We start from the raw sequence: 15,863 nt of genomic DNA on the forward strand, positions 1-15,863 counted from the left end.
AGGATCAGCCTTTTTGGTGTGTCGTACCGGACGAACCGGCGAGTCCATAGAAGAACAGCTGCAGCCAGGCGTCCAGATCCGGTATGCCGGCTTCCTGCTCAGAGGAGGTCCACGAGCGGACGAGCACGTCTTGGAACATGCGGAAGTACTTTATCGCCATCTCGTCGGACAGGTCCCCATCGATGTATCCCTCCTGCTTGCCGAGCAGGACGAAGCTCCTGTAGAAGCCGGTCACCTTTTGACTGCCGAACAACTCGACCGCCTGCATAGTCTCGGAGGAAGCGTTGTGCACGAGCTCTGCCGTGAGCCATTGGAGGCTGGCAGCTTCCAGACGGATGATCTCCTTTGTTTTCTCGGGAAAAGGAATGGGGGAGCGGAGGATAGCTTCACATCGCTCGAGCTGCTCCTTCATGGACCGGGTCAATGTTTCGGCGTACAGTCCTTCTTTGGTTCCAAAGTAATTGTAGATGGTCGCCGGAGAGACATGCGCCGCGGCGGCGATCTCATTCACGCTGACCTTCCCGCAGCCGTGCCGAAGGAAGAGCTCCCCGGCGACGGCAAGAATCTGATTGATTTTGGCCTGTTTGCGGCGTTCGAATCCGTTCATAGGTTCACCCCATGTATTAGTGTAATTGTAATTTTGGAGTGTTTCAACCGGATGACTACAAAAGTATTGCCAGACTGCCAGTCCCCTGCGTATTATGAATTATGTAGTTAATTCTGTGCACAAGTATAAAACTTTGGAAGCCAGTCCTTGATATTCCGACACATGAAAAGGGAGTGGGTTGAACATGAAGGGGAGCAGGAGCAAGAGGCTTAGGGTACCGGCGTTTATGCATGATCTGTTGGGAACAGGGCCTACACGCGGAACCCTGCTGGCCATGCTGGTGTGCGGAGCACTGTTCACCGCAGCATTTGGCGTACGGTTTCCCGAGTTTGGGGAGGGACGTCCGGTCTGGGGCAGCGTGATTACCATGCTGCTGGTTTGGGATATTGTTACAGGATGCATGGCGAACTTCACCAGGTCCACCAGCGGGTATTATGCGAATCATCCGAGGAAGCGGATCATCTTTCTGGCGGTACATCTTCATATCGTGCTGATTGCGGTTCTGCTGCATGCCGACCTGGGGCCTGCACTCTGCGTGTGGGTGATGAGCATCCTGGGGGAAGCCGTGGTCAGCGGCCTTACGGGACGGCCTTCCCAGCACTTTGCCGCCGGCGTGCTGCTCACCCTGGGGCTTGGCTTCGTTACGCTGCTGCCCTTCGACTCGCCCTTCATGATGACGGTTGGTCTCTTGTTCCTGCTGAAGGTTCTTTACAGCTTCGCTGTGGATCATTACGGCCATGCCGGCCGTGGAGCAGGTGAGGGAGAATGAAGCCGGGGGGCCGGATCGCCCCGTTAACCTCAGCGGATCAAGAGTCCTTCGCTGCGGTCATGGGCAGGGCGTTCGCCGACGATCCTTTGTTCCTGCATCTCTTCGGACCGTCCAAGAGCGACAGGTTCGCAGCAAAGCGGGTGAGGCTCTTCCTCACGTTGGTGTTCAAGAAGGCATTGCTTCAGGGGGAGGACATGCGGGGATACTTCGAAAACGGCAGATTGGCCGGTGCCTATCTGGCGGAGCCGCCTCGCACCAGCCGAAGCGGGATGAGGCAGAACGTCAAGCTGGCCGGGCTCCTGCTGCCGCTGCTCTTCCGGCTGCCGCTGAGGTCCCTGGGTCAGCTTAATGCTTATATGCGCGTTACCCGGAATGCAGCCCCGGTTACAGCCCATCATTACCTGGCCATGCTGGGGGTAGATCCTTCCGCCCAGGGCAAAGGGATAGGCCGGGCCCTGCTGCTCGATTTGTTCGGCCGGGTTCATGCCCATGCCGGCTCGCAGGGGGCGGCACTGGATACGGAGAACCGGAGGAATGTGGACTGGTACGTCTCTTTGGGGTTTGTCCTGTCCGCCGAAGCCAGCCTGGGCGGGCTTCCGCTGTACTGTATGCATTGGGCCCCAAAATGACGGTGCAGCCGAAGCATGAACGCGTCCTGACGGAGGTTCATGCTTCGGTGCGGGAATACCCGATCTTCCGGTATTCGCTCGGAGTCAGCCCCGTGACATTCTTGAAAGCGCGGTTGAACGAACTCGGATTGTCGTAGCCGACCAGGTAACCGACCTCGTATACCTTGACGTCCGGCTCCTCCAGCAGCTTCTTGGCCGCTGCGATCCGGATGTCAAGCAGGTATTCGAGGAAGTTCATTCCCGTCTCCTGCTTGAACACATTGCTGAAGTAGTTCGGGTTGAGATGCACTTGGGCCGCCACGGTCTGCAGGTTGATATTCTGCGCGTAATTCTTCCGGATGTACTCCTTGGCGGAAGCGATGACGGGGCTGTCCTTCTTCGCATGGTGAGCCTGCATCTCCAGAACGAGCCGGTGCAGGGCGCCGCAGAGCCGCTCCTGCAGCACCTGGGCGGCGGGGGCATCCTCGATCACCCGGAGCACGCTCGCCTCCGCGTCCGCTTCCGCGATCCTCTCGGCTTCCTCGAAGCGGGCATACACCCTGCGGACCAGCTTCGAGCAAACGCCCGCAAGCTGTGCGGGATCGACCCGCTGCGCGATCAGGGCGGAGAGGAGCGAGTCGAGCTGCCCGCAGGCCTTGTCCGCGTCGAAGGCTTCGACCGCCTGGAGGATCTGCTGGGCGGGCGCCGCCCACTCCGCGTCGCGAACGGGAGGGAAGACCGTCCGTTCGCGGTCGAATACATATACGCGGCCCGGCCCGTCATAGAAAGCCTGCCGGAGGCACTCGGCAGCCTGCCGGTAGGCCTGCGGTACGTCGGTCAGCGACGGGATGGGGCGGCTGATGCCCGCCGTGAATGCCCCTTCGGCACACTCCCGCATGCGGGAGGTCAGCCAGATGAACGGGGCGGGATCCGGGGCCTGGTCTCCGTCCGTCCCGTCCGCTTCCGCCGGGCAGGGCAGGAGCAGGGTCAGCTGCCCGTTCTGTATACTGAACAGGCTCTCCTCAAGCCACCTCACCTCCTCGCTCAGCTCTTGAAGCCAGGTCCCCCAATCGAAGGCGGCAGGAGGCTCCGCCGGGTCTTCGATCCGGACGATAGCCAGGATGAAGGAGGACACACGGTCGAGCCCGAACTCCGATACCCGTTCACCGAATGTGGCGGCCGGCCGTACCCGGTTCACGATCAGGTCCCAGAGCAGCCGCTCCCGGCGCAGGAAGCGGCTCTCCTCCACGCGCCGCTTCAGCTTCTCCTGCTGCTCGGCGAGCAGCAGCTCGACCCCCTTGGCCGCTTCCAGCCGGTCGAGCAGCTTGATCAGGTCCCGCTTGTTCAGCGGCTTGAGCAGGTAGTCGCGTACTCCCGCTTTCAGGCTTTCCTTCACATACTCGAATTCGTCATATCCGCTGAGCACGATCATCTTGACAGGAAGCCCCATCCCCGATATCGTATGGACCAATTGGATGCCGTCCATCACCGGCATCTTGATGTCCGTGATCAGCACATCCGGCTTCAAGGCGATAACCCGTTCAAGGGCCGCTTGGCCGTCCGAGGCGGTCGTGTCGATCCCATAGCCGCGCCCGAGGGAGCGGATGATGGTGCCGATACCCTCGCGGATCGTTTTGTCGTCGTCGGCAATTACAATGTTCAGCATGGCATGGATACCTCCGTTCCTGCAGGTTTGGGCAAGGCTGTGGACAGGCAACCGGTGTGATGCCGACCGGCGGCGAGGGCGGACGGCTGCCGTTATAAGCACTAAGCAAGAAAAAGGGGGCTGAGTTACGATGAAAATAAAGCGGTTACACTTCCGCAATCTGCCGATCGCGGCGAAGCTGTATGCCGGGTTTCTGTTCGTGTTCGTCATCATGATCGCCCTGTCCTGGCTGACCTATTCGAACTTCAGGAAGGACAAGGAGAAGGATACGCTGGAGGTGATCCGGCGGCTCAATACCCAGACGGTGAGCAAGATCGACGAGAATATGGACGGGCTGACCGCCATGTCCAAGGTGCCCCTGATCTGGGAGCAGGGGGAGCATTCCGCCCTGTTCAGCTACGTCGATGAATCGAACAGCACCGGGCGGTTCGATATTCAAATGCGCAGCGCCTTCACGGGCGAGGCCAACAAGTATATGACGGTGAACGACAATATCGAATCGCTTGCGCTGTTCAACCGCAGGGGCATAGGGCTGCTGTACATCGACGGCAAATGGTCGAGCGTGTCGATCCAGGATTCCGCCGTCCGGGAAGCGTTCGACGCCGCCCTTCAGGATTACAAGCAGGTCGTCAAGATGCCGACCTATCCGGTGGCCAACTCGACGCACCCCTCCAAGCCGTACTATGTCTTCGGCGTGGCCCGGGGCATCTACAAGCTGGAAACCTCCGAGACTATCGGCGTCGTCATGGTGGCCGGCTCTGTGGAGGACCTGCTGAAGCTGGCGGAGGAGATGCGCAGTGTCGAGGGCAACCGGGTGTTCCTGCTCGACGACCACAACCGGATTCTGGCCGACAGGGACCCGTCACAGATCGGGCAGCCGGCCCGGGAGGAGATCCGCTCCAAGCTCGACGCGCACCCGGGGGACCCCTCCAACCGGATTACGCTGGACGGCACCGATTATCTCTTCAGTTACGCGGTATCGGAGCGGACAGGCTGGAAGGTCGTCAACCTCATTCCGCTGAAAGCATTGTACAAGAACATGAATCACATGGCAATGACCACGTTCCTTACGACCCTGTCGCTGCTGCTGCTCATGATCGTCTTCACGGTGCTGTTCTCGCGGAGCATCGTCAAGCCGGTGCACAAGCTGATCCGCCTGATGAAGCGGGTGGAGGACGGGGAGTTCAACAAGGAAATCATCCTGCAGCAGGAGGACGAGATCGGGCAGCTGGCCCGCACGTTCAACCAGATGTCGGGACGCATCGAGCATCTGATTCACGAGGTGTCCCGGGAGAAGATATCGCAAAAAGAGATGGAGCTCCAGATGCTCAAGATGCAGATCAATCCGCATTTTCTGTACAACACGCTGGAATCCATCCGGATGGTGGCCGAATCGAGGCAGGCTCCGGATGCGGCGGATATGGCCTTCTCCCTCGGGGAGATTCTGCGGTACGGCATTAACCGCACCGGCGACCTCGTCACCGTCAGGGAGGAGATCTATCATCTCGAGCAGTACATGCTGCTGCAGAAGATCCGCTTCGAGGATGTGTTCTCCATCGAACTGGATATCCGCCCGGAGATCATGGAGCTGCGGATGCTGAAGGTCGTCCTTCAGCCGCTCGTGGAGAATGCGATCCTGCATGGCATCACAAACCGGTCCAGCGGCGGATTGGTTGAGGTACGGGGCTACAGTGACGGCGATAACCTGATCTTCGAGGTCTGTGACAACGGAAGAGGGATGCCGGAGGCGCAGTCCGCGGCACTCAACCGGTCGTTCCGGCATCCGGAGGAGGGGGCGGTCAGTATCGGTCTTCACAATGTCAACAAGCGGATCCAGCTGTTCTACGGGGAAGCGTACGGACTCGAGATCATCAGCACGCCGGAAGTGGGAACCAACATCTTCGTATGCATCCCGATCAAGGAGGAGGAGGCAGGCGTCCTCCTGCCTGCCCATCTGTGAGCCGTCAGTTTGGGTTTGGTTTAGTATTGCCAGCGAGGGTTGTATCTTTTGGGCTGCGACCTTTATGCGAAGCATAACGGAGCCCCAAACGATATGCCCGAGCCCGTCAGTTTGATTTTATAAAGGTTTTAAAGGTTTTAAAGGTTTTAAAGGTTTTTTGTTTTTTTAGCCAGCGAGGGTGTATCTTTTTGACAGCGACCTTTATGCGAAGCATAACGGAGCGCAAAAAGATACACCCGAGCACCTGTAGAAGTGCAAAGAAATCTTTATTCCTGTCATGTTCCGGGCCGCTCCGATCCGTTATGATAATAACAAAGAAACAAACATAACAAACAAAACGGTTGAGGGGGAACTTCGTTTGAAACGTTCGACTGCCATTCTGGCTGCTGCCTTTGCGGCCGCATCCCTGCTTGCTGCCTGCTCTTCCGGAGGTCCCGAGTCTGCCGGCGGCAGTGCCGCTCCGGATGCGGGGGGGACTAAAAGGGGACATCACGTTCCTGACCCACCGGACCGATCTCGCGGATACGGCTCTGACCGACATCGCTGAAGAATTCATGGCCAAGAATCCGGGCGTGAAGATCACCGTGGAATCGAGCAAGGGCGATGACGTGCTCAAGACGCAGATCGCCGCGAACGAGCTGCCGGACATTATGTTCGTACCCAGCGGACTCGGGATGACCCGGAAGGATTATCCGACGTACTTCGTGCCGATCGACGACCTCGGTTATACCAAGGAGAACCTCTGGTACTACGAGAACGGCGCGGGTCCTGACAACCACTTGTATACGCTTTCCATCGGATTGAACTACCAGGGCTTCGTCTACAGCAAGGCGGCCTTCCGCGCGGCAGGGATCGAGCAGGCGCCGAAGACGATGGAGGAGTTCCTCGCCGCGGCCGAGAAGCTGAAGGCGAAGGGCATCACGCCGGTCGCCTCGAACTTCAAGGACGGCTGGCCGCTCGGCAACTACGCGGACGGGGCGTACTCCAATGACATGACCGGCTCGAAGAACTACCAGAACACGCTCATCAGCAAAGACCTTTTCGCCAAAGAACCGGGCTCCCTCCTCGAGGGGATTCAGTTCCTGAAGACGCTGGCGGACAAAGGGTACCTCGAGAAGGACCTCATGTCCACGAACTGGGACGCGTCCAAGCGCGATCTCGCCCAAGGCAAGATCGGGATGACCTATCTCGGCACCTGGCTGCCGGCCCAGATCGAGCAGAACGGCGGCAAGCCGGAGGACATCGGGATGTTCCCGGTGCCGGGGGCGAAGGCGCTTGTCGGCTCGGCGGACTACATGTACGGGGTGACGAAGAACTCGAAGTCCCCGGAGGCGGCCAAGGCGTTCCTGAAGTTCATGTGGGATAACGGCTATATGCCGAAGAAGGCGGGGATGATTCCGCCGAACAAGGATTACAAGGCCGATGAGCCTTTCCTGAAGGAGCTGCTCTCTTACAATCTGCCGATTGTGGAGTGGGAAGCGCATGTGCCGGAATACCAGGAGCTCATCAACAAGGCGCAGATCGATGCGAAGAAGGCTGCCCAGGAGTATGTGCTGGCGGAGAATCCGCAGGAAGTCATCGACAAGTACAACAAGAAGTGGGCGGAAGCACGCAAGGCGCTTGGCAAGTAAAATGTGGGGAGGCGGGCCGGCAGGGCGTATGACGAGCCGGCTCTCTTTCCCATGCCCAAAGATCAGAGAAAGGCGGAGAGGCCATGCTGCAGAGTACGAATGACATTTGGGAAAGAAGATGGACCATCGGGCTTTTTCTGGCCCTTCCTTTGATCATCCTGCTTGTATTCTCATATTATCCGGCCCTGAAACTGTTCCAGATGAGTCTGACGGACTGGGACGGCATGAAGCCGGCGTACAACTATGTGGGGCTCGACAATTACAAGACGATTCTCCGGGAGAACATGGCCTGGAAGACGCTCATTAATAACATGGCTTATGTGATCATCTCGGTGATCCAGACGTTCCTCGGCCTGTATTTTGCGATCCTGCTCGATTCGAATATCCGGGGCAAGCGGTTCTTCCGCTCCTTCCTGTTCATGCCCTATATCCTGAACGGCGTGGCGGTCGCGTATATGTTCAGCTATATGTACAACTTCGAAGACGGTCCGGTCAATATTCTGCTGCGCGGTATCGGACTCGAGGAGTATGCGGTCCGCTTCCTCGGGAACAGCTGGTGGGCGAACATGTCGCTGGCTTTCATGGGACTGTGGCAGAATACGGGGCTGGCCATGGTGATCTTCCTCGGAGCCCTGCAGTCGATTCCGAAGGATCTGTACGAATCGGCGAGCATCGACGGCGCCAACTTCCTGCACAAGGTCCGCTTCATTACGGTTCCGAGCATGAAGCTCGTCGTGCAGATCAACCTCTTCCTGAGCTTGAACGGGGCCCTGCAGGCGTTCTTCCAGCCGTTCATCATGACGAAGGGCGGTCCGGGCGACCGCACCCAGACCTTCGCCTCCATGGCTTATTATACGGCGTTTAACTTTCACAACTTCGGATTGGCGTCCGCGCTCGGGGTCTTCCTGCTGGCCATCGTGCTGGTCGTGCTGCTGATCCAGAATCTGGTCATCCGCGGAGGAGGGGAAGAAGGATGAGGAAACATCGATCGATGGAATCGGGGCTGGTGGTGAATCATCCCCTGCTCCGCCTGCTGAATTATGCGCTGCTGCTCGGCTTCGTGATCCTGGTGATCGCGCCGATCCTGATCGTCTTCCTGGTCTCGTTCAAATCCAACCAGGAGTATATGTATTCGCAGGTCTGGGATCTGCCGCAGAGCTTTCTGAACTTCGACAACTTCAAGGTGTACTGGAAACGGGGAAAAATGCTGCTCGGCTTCCAGAATGTCGGCATCCTGATCGTCGTCTCCCTCATTACGAGCATTTTCATGGGAACGATGGTCGCTTATGTCGTCACGCGCTTCAAGTTCCGCGGCCGCAAGCTGATCCTGGGCCTGTATGTCTTCGCGGCCGTGCTGCCGACCACCACGACGGCCATCGCCACCTTCACGGTGATCAAGAGCCTTGCGCTCTACAACACCCTGTATGCCGGGCTGCTGCTGTATTCGGCCGCGGGCGTGCTCGATATTTACATGTTCATGCAGTTTATGTACAAAATCCCGACGGAGCTCGATCAGAGCGCTAGGGTGGAGGGGGCTTCCTACTTCCGGGTCTACTGGTCGGTAATCCTGCCGCTGATGCGGCCGGCGATCGCCACGATCTCCATCCTGAAGGTGGTCGGCATCTATAACGATTTCTTTATTCCGACGGTGTATATGCCTTCCTCGAAGCTGTCCACGATCACCAGCGGCCTCATGCTCTTCACACAGGACCGCATGTCGCAGTGGAATGTGCTGTCAGCCGGGATCATCGCGGTTCTGCTGCCTACGCTGATCATCTATCTCGCGGCGCAGAGGTTCATTATCTCGGGGGTTACGGACGGGGCGGTCAAATCGTAAGAGGGCAGGGCTTCCCACGGGGGAGCCCGCCCGCAGGGCCGCAGGTCAAGAAAGGGATGCATGGGGGACTGCGGACCGGCTGTATCCCGTTATGGAGGTGATGCAGGCTGCGGATCCGCCTGAAGTGACAACGCTTCACCCTGACTCGACACAATACGCGAAAGAAAAGGTGAATGGGATGACGAAGAAAATCAAATGGATGAGCAGCATGGTATCGCTGGCCCTTCTGGCGGCTCCGGTCTCTCCGGTGCTCGCTTCAGATCAGGCTGGACCGGTGAGGGCGCAGGCGCATCATGAATCGGGGGACGGAGCTTCCTGGGGACCGGGGAAGGGAGAAGCCTCAAGGAAGGCGCATGTCCGCGTGGAGAACCTGGCCGACAAGGATGCGACGGCGGAGACCCGTGCCCTGTTCGCTTACCTGCAGGACATCCGGGGCCGGGAGATTCTGTTCGGGCACCAGCACGCGACGACGGAGGGCCTCTCGATCACGGTCAAGGACGGCACGCAGTCCGAGGTGCAGAATTCGGTAGGTGATCTGCCGGGAATGTTCGGCTGGGATACGCTGAGCCTGGAAGGCCATGAGAAGCCGGGGATCGCAGGCGCATCGAAGGAGCAGAACCGGGACGCCCTGATCGCCGTAATGAAGTCGGCTTATAAGGAAGGCGGCGTGCTTGCGCTGAGCTCCCACATGCCCAACTTCGTCACGGGCGGCACCTTCTACGACACGAAGGGCAATGTGCTCTCGCACATCCTGCCGGGTGGAGACAAGCATGCGGAGTTCAACCAGTTCCTTGATACCATCGCCGACTTTGCGAACCACCTGAAGGACGACAACGGGAAGGCGATCCCGGTCATCTTCCGTCCGTTCCACGAGCAGAACGGCGGCTGGTTCTGGTGGGGGCGCCTTACCGCACGAAGGACCAGTATATCGAGATCTACCGTTACACCGTGGAATACCTGCGCGACAAGAAGGGCGTCCATAACTTCCTCTATGCTTTCTCGCCGGGCAGTCCGTTCAACAATACGGAGGCTTCGTTCCTGGAGACTTATCCGGGCGACGATTATGTCGATATTCTCGGCTTCGATACGTACTATGACGGAACAAGCCAAGGCTGGTTCGATACGGTCGTGAACGATGCCAAGCTGATCTCGCGCCTGGCGGACAGCAAGGGGAAGATCGCGGCGTTCACCGAGTTCGGCTACTCGAGTGTGAAGCCGACGGGGACGAAGGATCTGCAGTTCTTCACGAAGCTGGCTGCGGCGCTGAAGTCCGATCCGGATGCGAAGCGGATGGCCTACATGCTGACATGGGCGAACTTCAACACGGATTCCATCTTCGTACCTTACCGGAATGCACCGAACGGACTCGGCGATCACGAGCTCCTGCCGGACTTCGTGAACTACTACAACGATGCCTTCACCTCCTTCAGCGATGAAGTCCGGGCGGGCAAGCCGTACAGCAGGAAGGTGCTGGCCGTCAAGGAACAGCCGTTCATGCACATCGCCTCCCCGACGGCGAACCAGACGGTGCCGACGACGAAGCCGACGACGATCCGGGCCCACGCGGTGAACCAGAAGGTGAAGAAGATGACGTACAGCATCGGAAGCGACCCGGCGGAGCATCCGATGACGCTCGACGCGGAGGGCTTCTACTATACGGCGGATTGGACGCCGGGCGCAGCCCTCGATGAGTCGGGCACGACGCTGACCGTGAAGTCTTATGCGAAGAACGGCCAAGTGCTGTCCCAGACGATCCAGGTGTTCGTGAGTGATGTGCAGGGCAATCCCGATCCGCTGGTCGTCGATACCTTCGACCTGTACAAGGGCAGCAATGAACTGCTGGACGCGGCATACAGCCCGGCGGGAGATCTGAATACGATCACGCTGGATCCGGATCACAAGTACGGGGGCAAATACGGCCTGAGGTTCGATTACAACGTTGGCGGCCAAGGCTATACCGGAGAAGTCAAGAACATGAACAACGCGGACTGGTCCGAGGCCAACAAGCTGAAGCTCTGGCTGGCGCCGGACGGCAGCGGCCAGAAGCTGGTTCTTCAGGTGAATGCGAGCGGTATCTCGTTCGAGGCTTATCCGTCGCTGGCCGGAACGGCGGCCGGTGTGGTGGAGATTCCGTTCAGCCAGTTCACGCCGGCTCCATGGGATACCGCCAATGCGGGGAAGGTCATGACCAAGGAGAACCTCAAGGACATCCGCTCCTTCGGCATCTATGTGAACAAGGCGGAGGGCACGGCAGGGACCGCCGGAACGCTGTATTTCGACGACATCCAGGCTTATAACGACGGAACGGGCGGCGTGCCAAACGGCGGAACCGGCCCGGGCAGCATGCCTGCGCAGCCGGGACTGCTGTACGGATTCGAGAGCGATGCACAGGGCTGGACCGTGGACGTGAATAACGCAGGCGCGGGCACCGCGTCCGTTACGGCGGATGCTTATGCCGAAGGAGCGCATGCTCTTGCGGCCTCCTTCTCGCTGGCGGGCAGCGACTTCGAGCTCGTCAAGTTCGAGAACATCGATCTGAGTGCGGTGGATACGCTGAGCGCACAGGTGAAGCTGGCCGGCGGCACGGCCAAAGCCAGGTTGTACGTGAAGACGGGAGCAAGCTGGGCGTGGGCGGACAGCGGACCGGTCGATGTGGATTCCAGCGGCTTCCAGACGATTTCCCTTCCGCTGGCTGGGATCAGCGATCTCAGCAGCGTCAAGGCCATCGGGCTGAAGTTCGAGAGCTTCAGCGGCACGGGGGCGTCGGCGGTCTATCTCGACGATGTGCGGCTGACAAAGAACTAATAGGGTTCTGGAAGAAAAGCGCCTCTCCAAGATTGTCGGGATGACAAGCTCGGGGAGGTGCTTTTTTTTATTTTGGGGACGGCGGAACGCACGTACTTTTGCCAGCGCAGATCCGGCGAGGAAAACCGTGCTGTGAGGTTCTCGTCATCCGCGCAGGGGCCAGGTAACCATTACAGAGACCCGGAGGAGTAAGGCTTCGGTACCTTATTTTGTCTACGCGTTCTATGAACAGTGGGACGGCAAACAGCAGGCGGACTCTGCAGGGGACGGTTCTGCATCGGGGCAGCCGGAAAGCATCTCCTTCAAGGGACCGACCTGGGCTCGGCGGAAGAGGCCCCGATTGGATAGCGGGCTTCCATCAACGGAAGTGGACTGGATCGACCGCAGCGGAGAGAAGAGGGAGGATAAAATAATTTTGTCCGAATAGTGGCTTTGCATCGACGGTTGCAACGGAAATAAAGGAACCAGGATGACTTATTGGCATGGTTTTGCCGTTTTTCCTCGGATAACGGAAGTCAGGTGCGCTATTGCTGTCTTTTCGGGCAAAAAGCCGGCTCAAACGCTGAAATAGCGAATCCCAGTTCCGCTGATACGAAAATAGCCCTGTCGTGAACAAGGATAACGCACCGGAGCTCCTCTATTTCATCATCACCTGGCCGACTGCGGCCAAAGGCTCTCTGAATCCGCCGGTCGAGCATGATTTGCCCGAGGCGTTTCGTTCCACTGCTCCACCTCTCTGCACCTAAAAAACCTTCGTCTAAAGGTGTTTTTCGTTTGCTTAGGGATACCGGCAGAGCTGCGGCTTCGAAAAAGCAGAACCCCCTTGACCTGCCTGGCGGGTATGGGATGTCAGGTAAGTTGTTGTAATTCAATAGGGTGATCTTTTGGGAATAAGTATGACCGAATATTGAACGATTCCGACTGAATATTGGTTTGATTTTGAAGTTATCTATTGAAATATGTTGTTTAAAAAGGTATGATCATCAATATAATACATACTAAATAAATTTAGCGCGTCACATTACATGTTCACATAAAGATAGGAGGAGAAAGAGGATGAGGAAACAGAGGGTGCTGTTTTTTACAGAAGGGAATGCAGGGATGAAGACGCTGCTTGGGGGCAAGGGCGCGAATCTGGCCGAGATGACCAAGGCCGGTCTGCCGGTCCCTCCCGGCTTCACGGTAACGACGGAGGTGTGCAGAGCCTACCTGGCGGGAGGACATCAGCTGCCGGAAGGCCTGATGGATGAGGTCGCTGCCGCCATGACGGGCATCGAGGAGCTGAAGGGTCAGGGCTTTGGCAGGCCGGACGCCCCGCTGCTGGTATCCGTCCGGTCCGGTTCGGTGACCTCCATGCCCGGCATGATGGATACGATCCTGAACCTCGGTCTCAACGACGAGACGGTGGCCGGGCTTGCGGCCATGACGGGCAATCCCCGTTTTGCCTATGACTGCTACCGCCGCCTCCTGCAGATGTTCGGGAATGTGGTGTTCGAGATTGAACATTATCATTTTGAACGGGAGCTGCTTCTGCTCAAGAAGGAACAGGGCTGTGAGGAAGACAGCGAGCTCAGCGCAGAGAGAGTGGAGGAGCTCTGCCGTGCCTACCAGCGGGTGATCAAGAAGAAGGCCGGTGTCTCCTTCCCTCAAGGGGTGTTCGACCAGCTGCACATGGCCATCGAGGCGGTATTTCGTTCCTGGAACAATCCGCGCGCTGTCGTGTACCGCAAGCTGAACCGGATTCCGGACCACCAGGGGACGGCCGTCAACATCCAGTCCATGGTGTTCGGCAACCTTGGAGAGGACAGCGGCACGGGCGTTCTGTTCACCCGCAACCCTTCCACAGGGGAGAAGGTGCTGTACGGCGAGTATCTGATGAACGCGCAGGGAGAGGACGTCGTGGCCGGCATCCGCACCCCGCAGGGGATCGCCGGACTTGCAGGGGAGCAGCCTCAGCTCTACCTGCAGATTGATGAAGTGGCGCAGAAGCTGGAGCGGCACTACCGGGACATGCAGGATATCGAGTTTACGATCGAGAACGGGAAGCTGTATATTCTGCAGACACGCAGCGGCAAGCGGACGGCGCAGGCGGCCGTGAAGATTGCCGCCGATCTGGTGGAGGAAGGCGTGATCTCGAAGGCGGAGGCCCTGGAGCGCATCGAAGTGAGCCATCTGGATCAGCTGCTGCACCGCTCGATCGATGAGGGGCAGCCCTTGAACGTGCTGGCGAGCGGGCTGCCGGCTTCGCCGGGGGCGGCGACCGGACAGGCCGTGTTCGACGCGGACACCGCAGAGGAGTGGGCGAGAGCAGGCCGCCAGGTGCTGCTCGTCCGGGCGGAGACGACGCCGGAGGACATCCACGGCGTGTTGGCCGCCACCGGGGTGCTGACGACCCGGGGCGGCATGACCAGCCATGCGGCGGTCGTCGCGCGGGGCATGGGCAAGCCGTGCGTCTGCGGCTGCGAAGCGCTTCGCATCGGGGAAGGCAGCTTCACCATCGGCGGGACGCAGGTGAACGAAGGCGACTGGGTCTCCATCGACGGGGCGACCGGCCGGGTGATCCTCGGCAAGCTGGTCCTGAAGGAGCCGGAAATCTCGCCGGAGCTCTCGACGCTGCTCGGCTGGGCTGACGGAATCCGCCGCCTCAAGGTATTGACCAATGCCGATACGCCGGAGGATGCGGCCAAGGCGAGAGAGCTCGGTGCCGAAGGGATCGGCCTGTGCCGCACCGAGCACATGTTCATGTCGGCGGACCGGGTGCCGGTCGTCCAGGAGATGATTCTGGCCGAGGACGAAGCGGCGCGCCGGACTGCGCTCGGGAAGCTGCTGCCGATGCAGCAGGGGGACTTCGAGGGCATCTTCCGCTCGATGGCCGGCCTGCCGGTGACCGTACGTCTGCTCGATCCGCCCCTGCACGAATTCCTGCCGAGCCTGGAGCACCTCATCGTCCAGCAGGCCCGCCTCTCCTGCGATGCTTCGTCCGACAGGGCGGAGCGGGAGAAGGTCGACACCCTTCTTCGCAAGGTGCGGGGACTGCACGAGATGAATCCGATGCTGGGTACGCGCGGCTGCCGGCTCGGCATCCTCTTCGAGGAAATCTACGAGATGCAGGTTGAAGCGCTGTTCCGCGCGGCGCTGATCTGCCGGGCGGAGGGAGTCGAGGTGCTGCCCGAGCTGATGATCCCGCTGGTGGGACATGCGAACGAGCTGAAGCGCATGCGGGAGCTCGTCGACCGGACGGCGGCCCGGGTGCTGGGGGAGCGTCTCCCGGAGGTGCCTTACCGCGTCGGTACGATGATCGAGGTCCCTCGCGCGGCCATCACGGCCGGGCAGATTGCCAGGCATGCGGATTTCTTCTCCTTCGGGACGAACGATCTCACACAGATGACGTTCGGCTACAGCCGTGACGACGCGGAAGGCAAATTCCTGACGCATTATGTGGAGCACAAGCTGCTGCCGGAGAACCCGTTCCAGGTGCTCGACGAAGAGGGCGTGGGCGAGCTTATCCTGTGGGCGGTCGACAAGGGACGCGCCGTGAAGCCGGCCCTGAAGACCGGCGTGTGCGGCGAGCACGGCGGGGACAAGGACTCGATCTTCTTCTGCCACGGGGCCGGGCTGGATTATGTGAGCTGCTCGCCTTACCGGGTGCCGCTCGCCCGCATCGCCGCAGCCCAGGCGGTGATCGCTGCAGAGCGCGAGGCGGCAGCGGAGCGGGAGACGGTGCAGACCGCGTGAAGTAGCGGCCGGCCCGGGGAGAACCGGCCCGCTTCCGCCTTTACTTCGGAGAGAAACAACCTTAAACAAGAGAGCCAAGGGAACCGGATGCAGCGTGCACCGGTTCCTTTGCTTGTTTGGAAGAGGGGCAAATGTGGTCAAGGTCATGGGAATCAAGCTGTCATATTATGGAGGCATACTTCCTTCCTGATCGCATTATATTGGGAATAAGGGGTGGTAAATAATGTATTTTATGGTTCATCATG

Annotated in this window: 10 protein-coding genes and 1 pseudogene; 9 read left to right on the forward strand and 2 right to left on the reverse strand. The window is 59.3% G+C overall.

What is annotated here, in order from left to right; genetic code table 11:
* Nucleotides 1-4: 4 nt before the first annotated feature.
* Nucleotides 5-607: a TetR/AcrR family transcriptional regulator gene (locus PM3016_RS08380; protein WP_013915045.1), complete on the reverse strand. Its 603-nt coding sequence runs from the start codon at nucleotides 605-607 to the stop codon at nucleotides 5-7.
* A 226-nt stretch (nucleotides 608-833) separates the two neighbouring features.
* Here PM3016_RS08380 and PM3016_RS08385 point away from each other — a divergent pair, with 226 nt between their 5' ends.
* Together PM3016_RS08385 and PM3016_RS08390 are read left to right on the forward strand one after the other, a co-directional pair.
* Nucleotides 834-1,376 carry a hypothetical protein gene (locus PM3016_RS08385; protein ID WP_014649965.1) on the forward strand — a complete coding sequence of 181 codons (543 nt, stop codon included), beginning with the start codon at nucleotides 834-836 and terminating at the stop codon, nucleotides 1,374-1,376.
* The gene (locus PM3016_RS08390; protein WP_014369113.1) at nucleotides 1,373-2,005 is read left to right on the forward strand and encodes a GNAT family N-acetyltransferase; all 633 of its coding nucleotides are present in this window, start codon (nucleotides 1,373-1,375) and stop codon (nucleotides 2,003-2,005) included. Before PM3016_RS08385 ends, PM3016_RS08390 begins: the two co-directional genes overlap by 4 nt.
* A gap of 37 nt (nucleotides 2,006-2,042) precedes the next feature.
* Here PM3016_RS08390 and PM3016_RS08395 read toward each other — a convergent pair whose 3' ends face one another.
* The gene (locus tag PM3016_RS08395; protein WP_013915048.1) at nucleotides 2,043-3,650 is read right to left on the reverse strand and encodes a response regulator; all 1,608 of its coding nucleotides are present in this window, start codon (nucleotides 3,648-3,650) and stop codon (nucleotides 2,043-2,045) included.
* Between the two features lie 130 nt (nucleotides 3,651-3,780).
* Between PM3016_RS08395 and PM3016_RS08400 the strand changes: the two genes are divergently transcribed.
* The 7 genes and pseudogenes from PM3016_RS08400 to ppdK all read left to right on the forward strand — a co-directional run bounded on the left by PM3016_RS08400 (nucleotide 3,781) and on the right by ppdK (nucleotide 15,618).
* Nucleotides 3,781-5,610 carry a sensor histidine kinase gene (locus PM3016_RS08400; protein ID WP_014369114.1) on the forward strand — a complete coding sequence of 610 codons (1,830 nt, stop codon included), beginning with the start codon at nucleotides 3,781-3,783 and terminating at the stop codon, nucleotides 5,608-5,610.
* A gap of 464 nt (nucleotides 5,611-6,074) precedes the next feature.
* Nucleotides 6,075-7,241: an ABC transporter substrate-binding protein gene (locus PM3016_RS08405; protein WP_014369115.1), complete on the forward strand. Its 1,167-nt coding sequence runs from the start codon at nucleotides 6,075-6,077 to the stop codon at nucleotides 7,239-7,241.
* A gap of 83 nt (nucleotides 7,242-7,324) precedes the next feature.
* Complete coding sequence (locus PM3016_RS08410; protein WP_013915051.1) at nucleotides 7,325-8,218, forward strand: carbohydrate ABC transporter permease; 894 nt, start codon at nucleotides 7,325-7,327, stop codon at nucleotides 8,216-8,218.
* Entirely contained in the window at nucleotides 8,215-9,078 is an 864-nt protein-coding gene (locus tag PM3016_RS08415; RefSeq protein ID WP_014369116.1) for a carbohydrate ABC transporter permease, read from the forward strand. The genes PM3016_RS08410 and PM3016_RS08415 overlap by 4 nt, the downstream gene beginning before the upstream one ends.
* 208 nt (nucleotides 9,079-9,286) lie before the next feature.
* A pseudogene (locus PM3016_RS39435) lies at nucleotides 9,287-10,731 on the forward strand (glycosyl hydrolase); the annotation flags it as partial.
* Nucleotides 10,705-11,883: a carbohydrate binding domain-containing protein gene (locus PM3016_RS39440; protein ID WP_238540583.1), complete on the forward strand. Its 1,179-nt coding sequence runs from the start codon at nucleotides 10,705-10,707 to the stop codon at nucleotides 11,881-11,883. The pseudogene PM3016_RS39435 and the gene PM3016_RS39440, both read left to right, overlap by 27 nt.
* Nucleotides 11,884-12,939: 1,056 nt before the next feature.
* Entirely contained in the window at nucleotides 12,940-15,618 is a 2,679-nt protein-coding gene (gene ppdK / locus PM3016_RS08425) for a pyruvate, phosphate dikinase (protein ID WP_014369118.1), read from the forward strand.
* Nucleotides 15,619-15,863: the final 245 nt, after the last annotated feature.

It is taken from the genome of Paenibacillus mucilaginosus 3016 (genome assembly GCF_000250655.1).
GTDB classification, from domain to species: domain Bacteria; phylum Bacillota; class Bacilli; order Paenibacillales; family NBRC-103111; genus Paenibacillus_G; species Paenibacillus_G mucilaginosus.

Excerpts from the sequence above, each read along its gene's own strand:
- PM3016_RS08380 (WP_013915045.1), bottom strand. The coding sequence starts at position 607 with ATGAACGGATTCGAACGCCGCAAACAGGCCAAAATCAATCAGATTCTT.
- PM3016_RS08385 (WP_014649965.1), top strand. The coding sequence starts at position 834 with ATGCATGATCTGTTGGGAACAGGGCCTACACGCGGAACCCTGCTGGCC.
- PM3016_RS08390 (WP_014369113.1), top strand. The coding sequence starts at position 1,373 with ATGAAGCCGGGGGGCCGGATCGCCCCGTTAACCTCAGCGGATCAAGAG.
- PM3016_RS08395 (WP_013915048.1), bottom strand. The coding sequence starts at position 3,650 with ATGCTGAACATTGTAATTGCCGACGACGACAAAACGATCCGCGAGGGT.
- PM3016_RS08400 (WP_014369114.1), top strand. The coding sequence starts at position 3,781 with ATGAAAATAAAGCGGTTACACTTCCGCAATCTGCCGATCGCGGCGAAG.
- PM3016_RS08405 (WP_014369115.1), top strand. The coding sequence starts at position 6,075 with ATGCGGGGGGGACTAAAAGGGGACATCACGTTCCTGACCCACCGGACC.
- PM3016_RS08410 (WP_013915051.1), top strand. The coding sequence starts at position 7,325 with ATGCTGCAGAGTACGAATGACATTTGGGAAAGAAGATGGACCATCGGG.
- PM3016_RS08415 (WP_014369116.1), top strand. The coding sequence starts at position 8,215 with ATGAGGAAACATCGATCGATGGAATCGGGGCTGGTGGTGAATCATCCC.
- PM3016_RS39440 (WP_238540583.1), top strand. The coding sequence starts at position 10,705 with ATGACGCTCGACGCGGAGGGCTTCTACTATACGGCGGATTGGACGCCG.
- ppdK (WP_014369118.1), top strand. The coding sequence starts at position 12,940 with ATGAGGAAACAGAGGGTGCTGTTTTTTACAGAAGGGAATGCAGGGATG.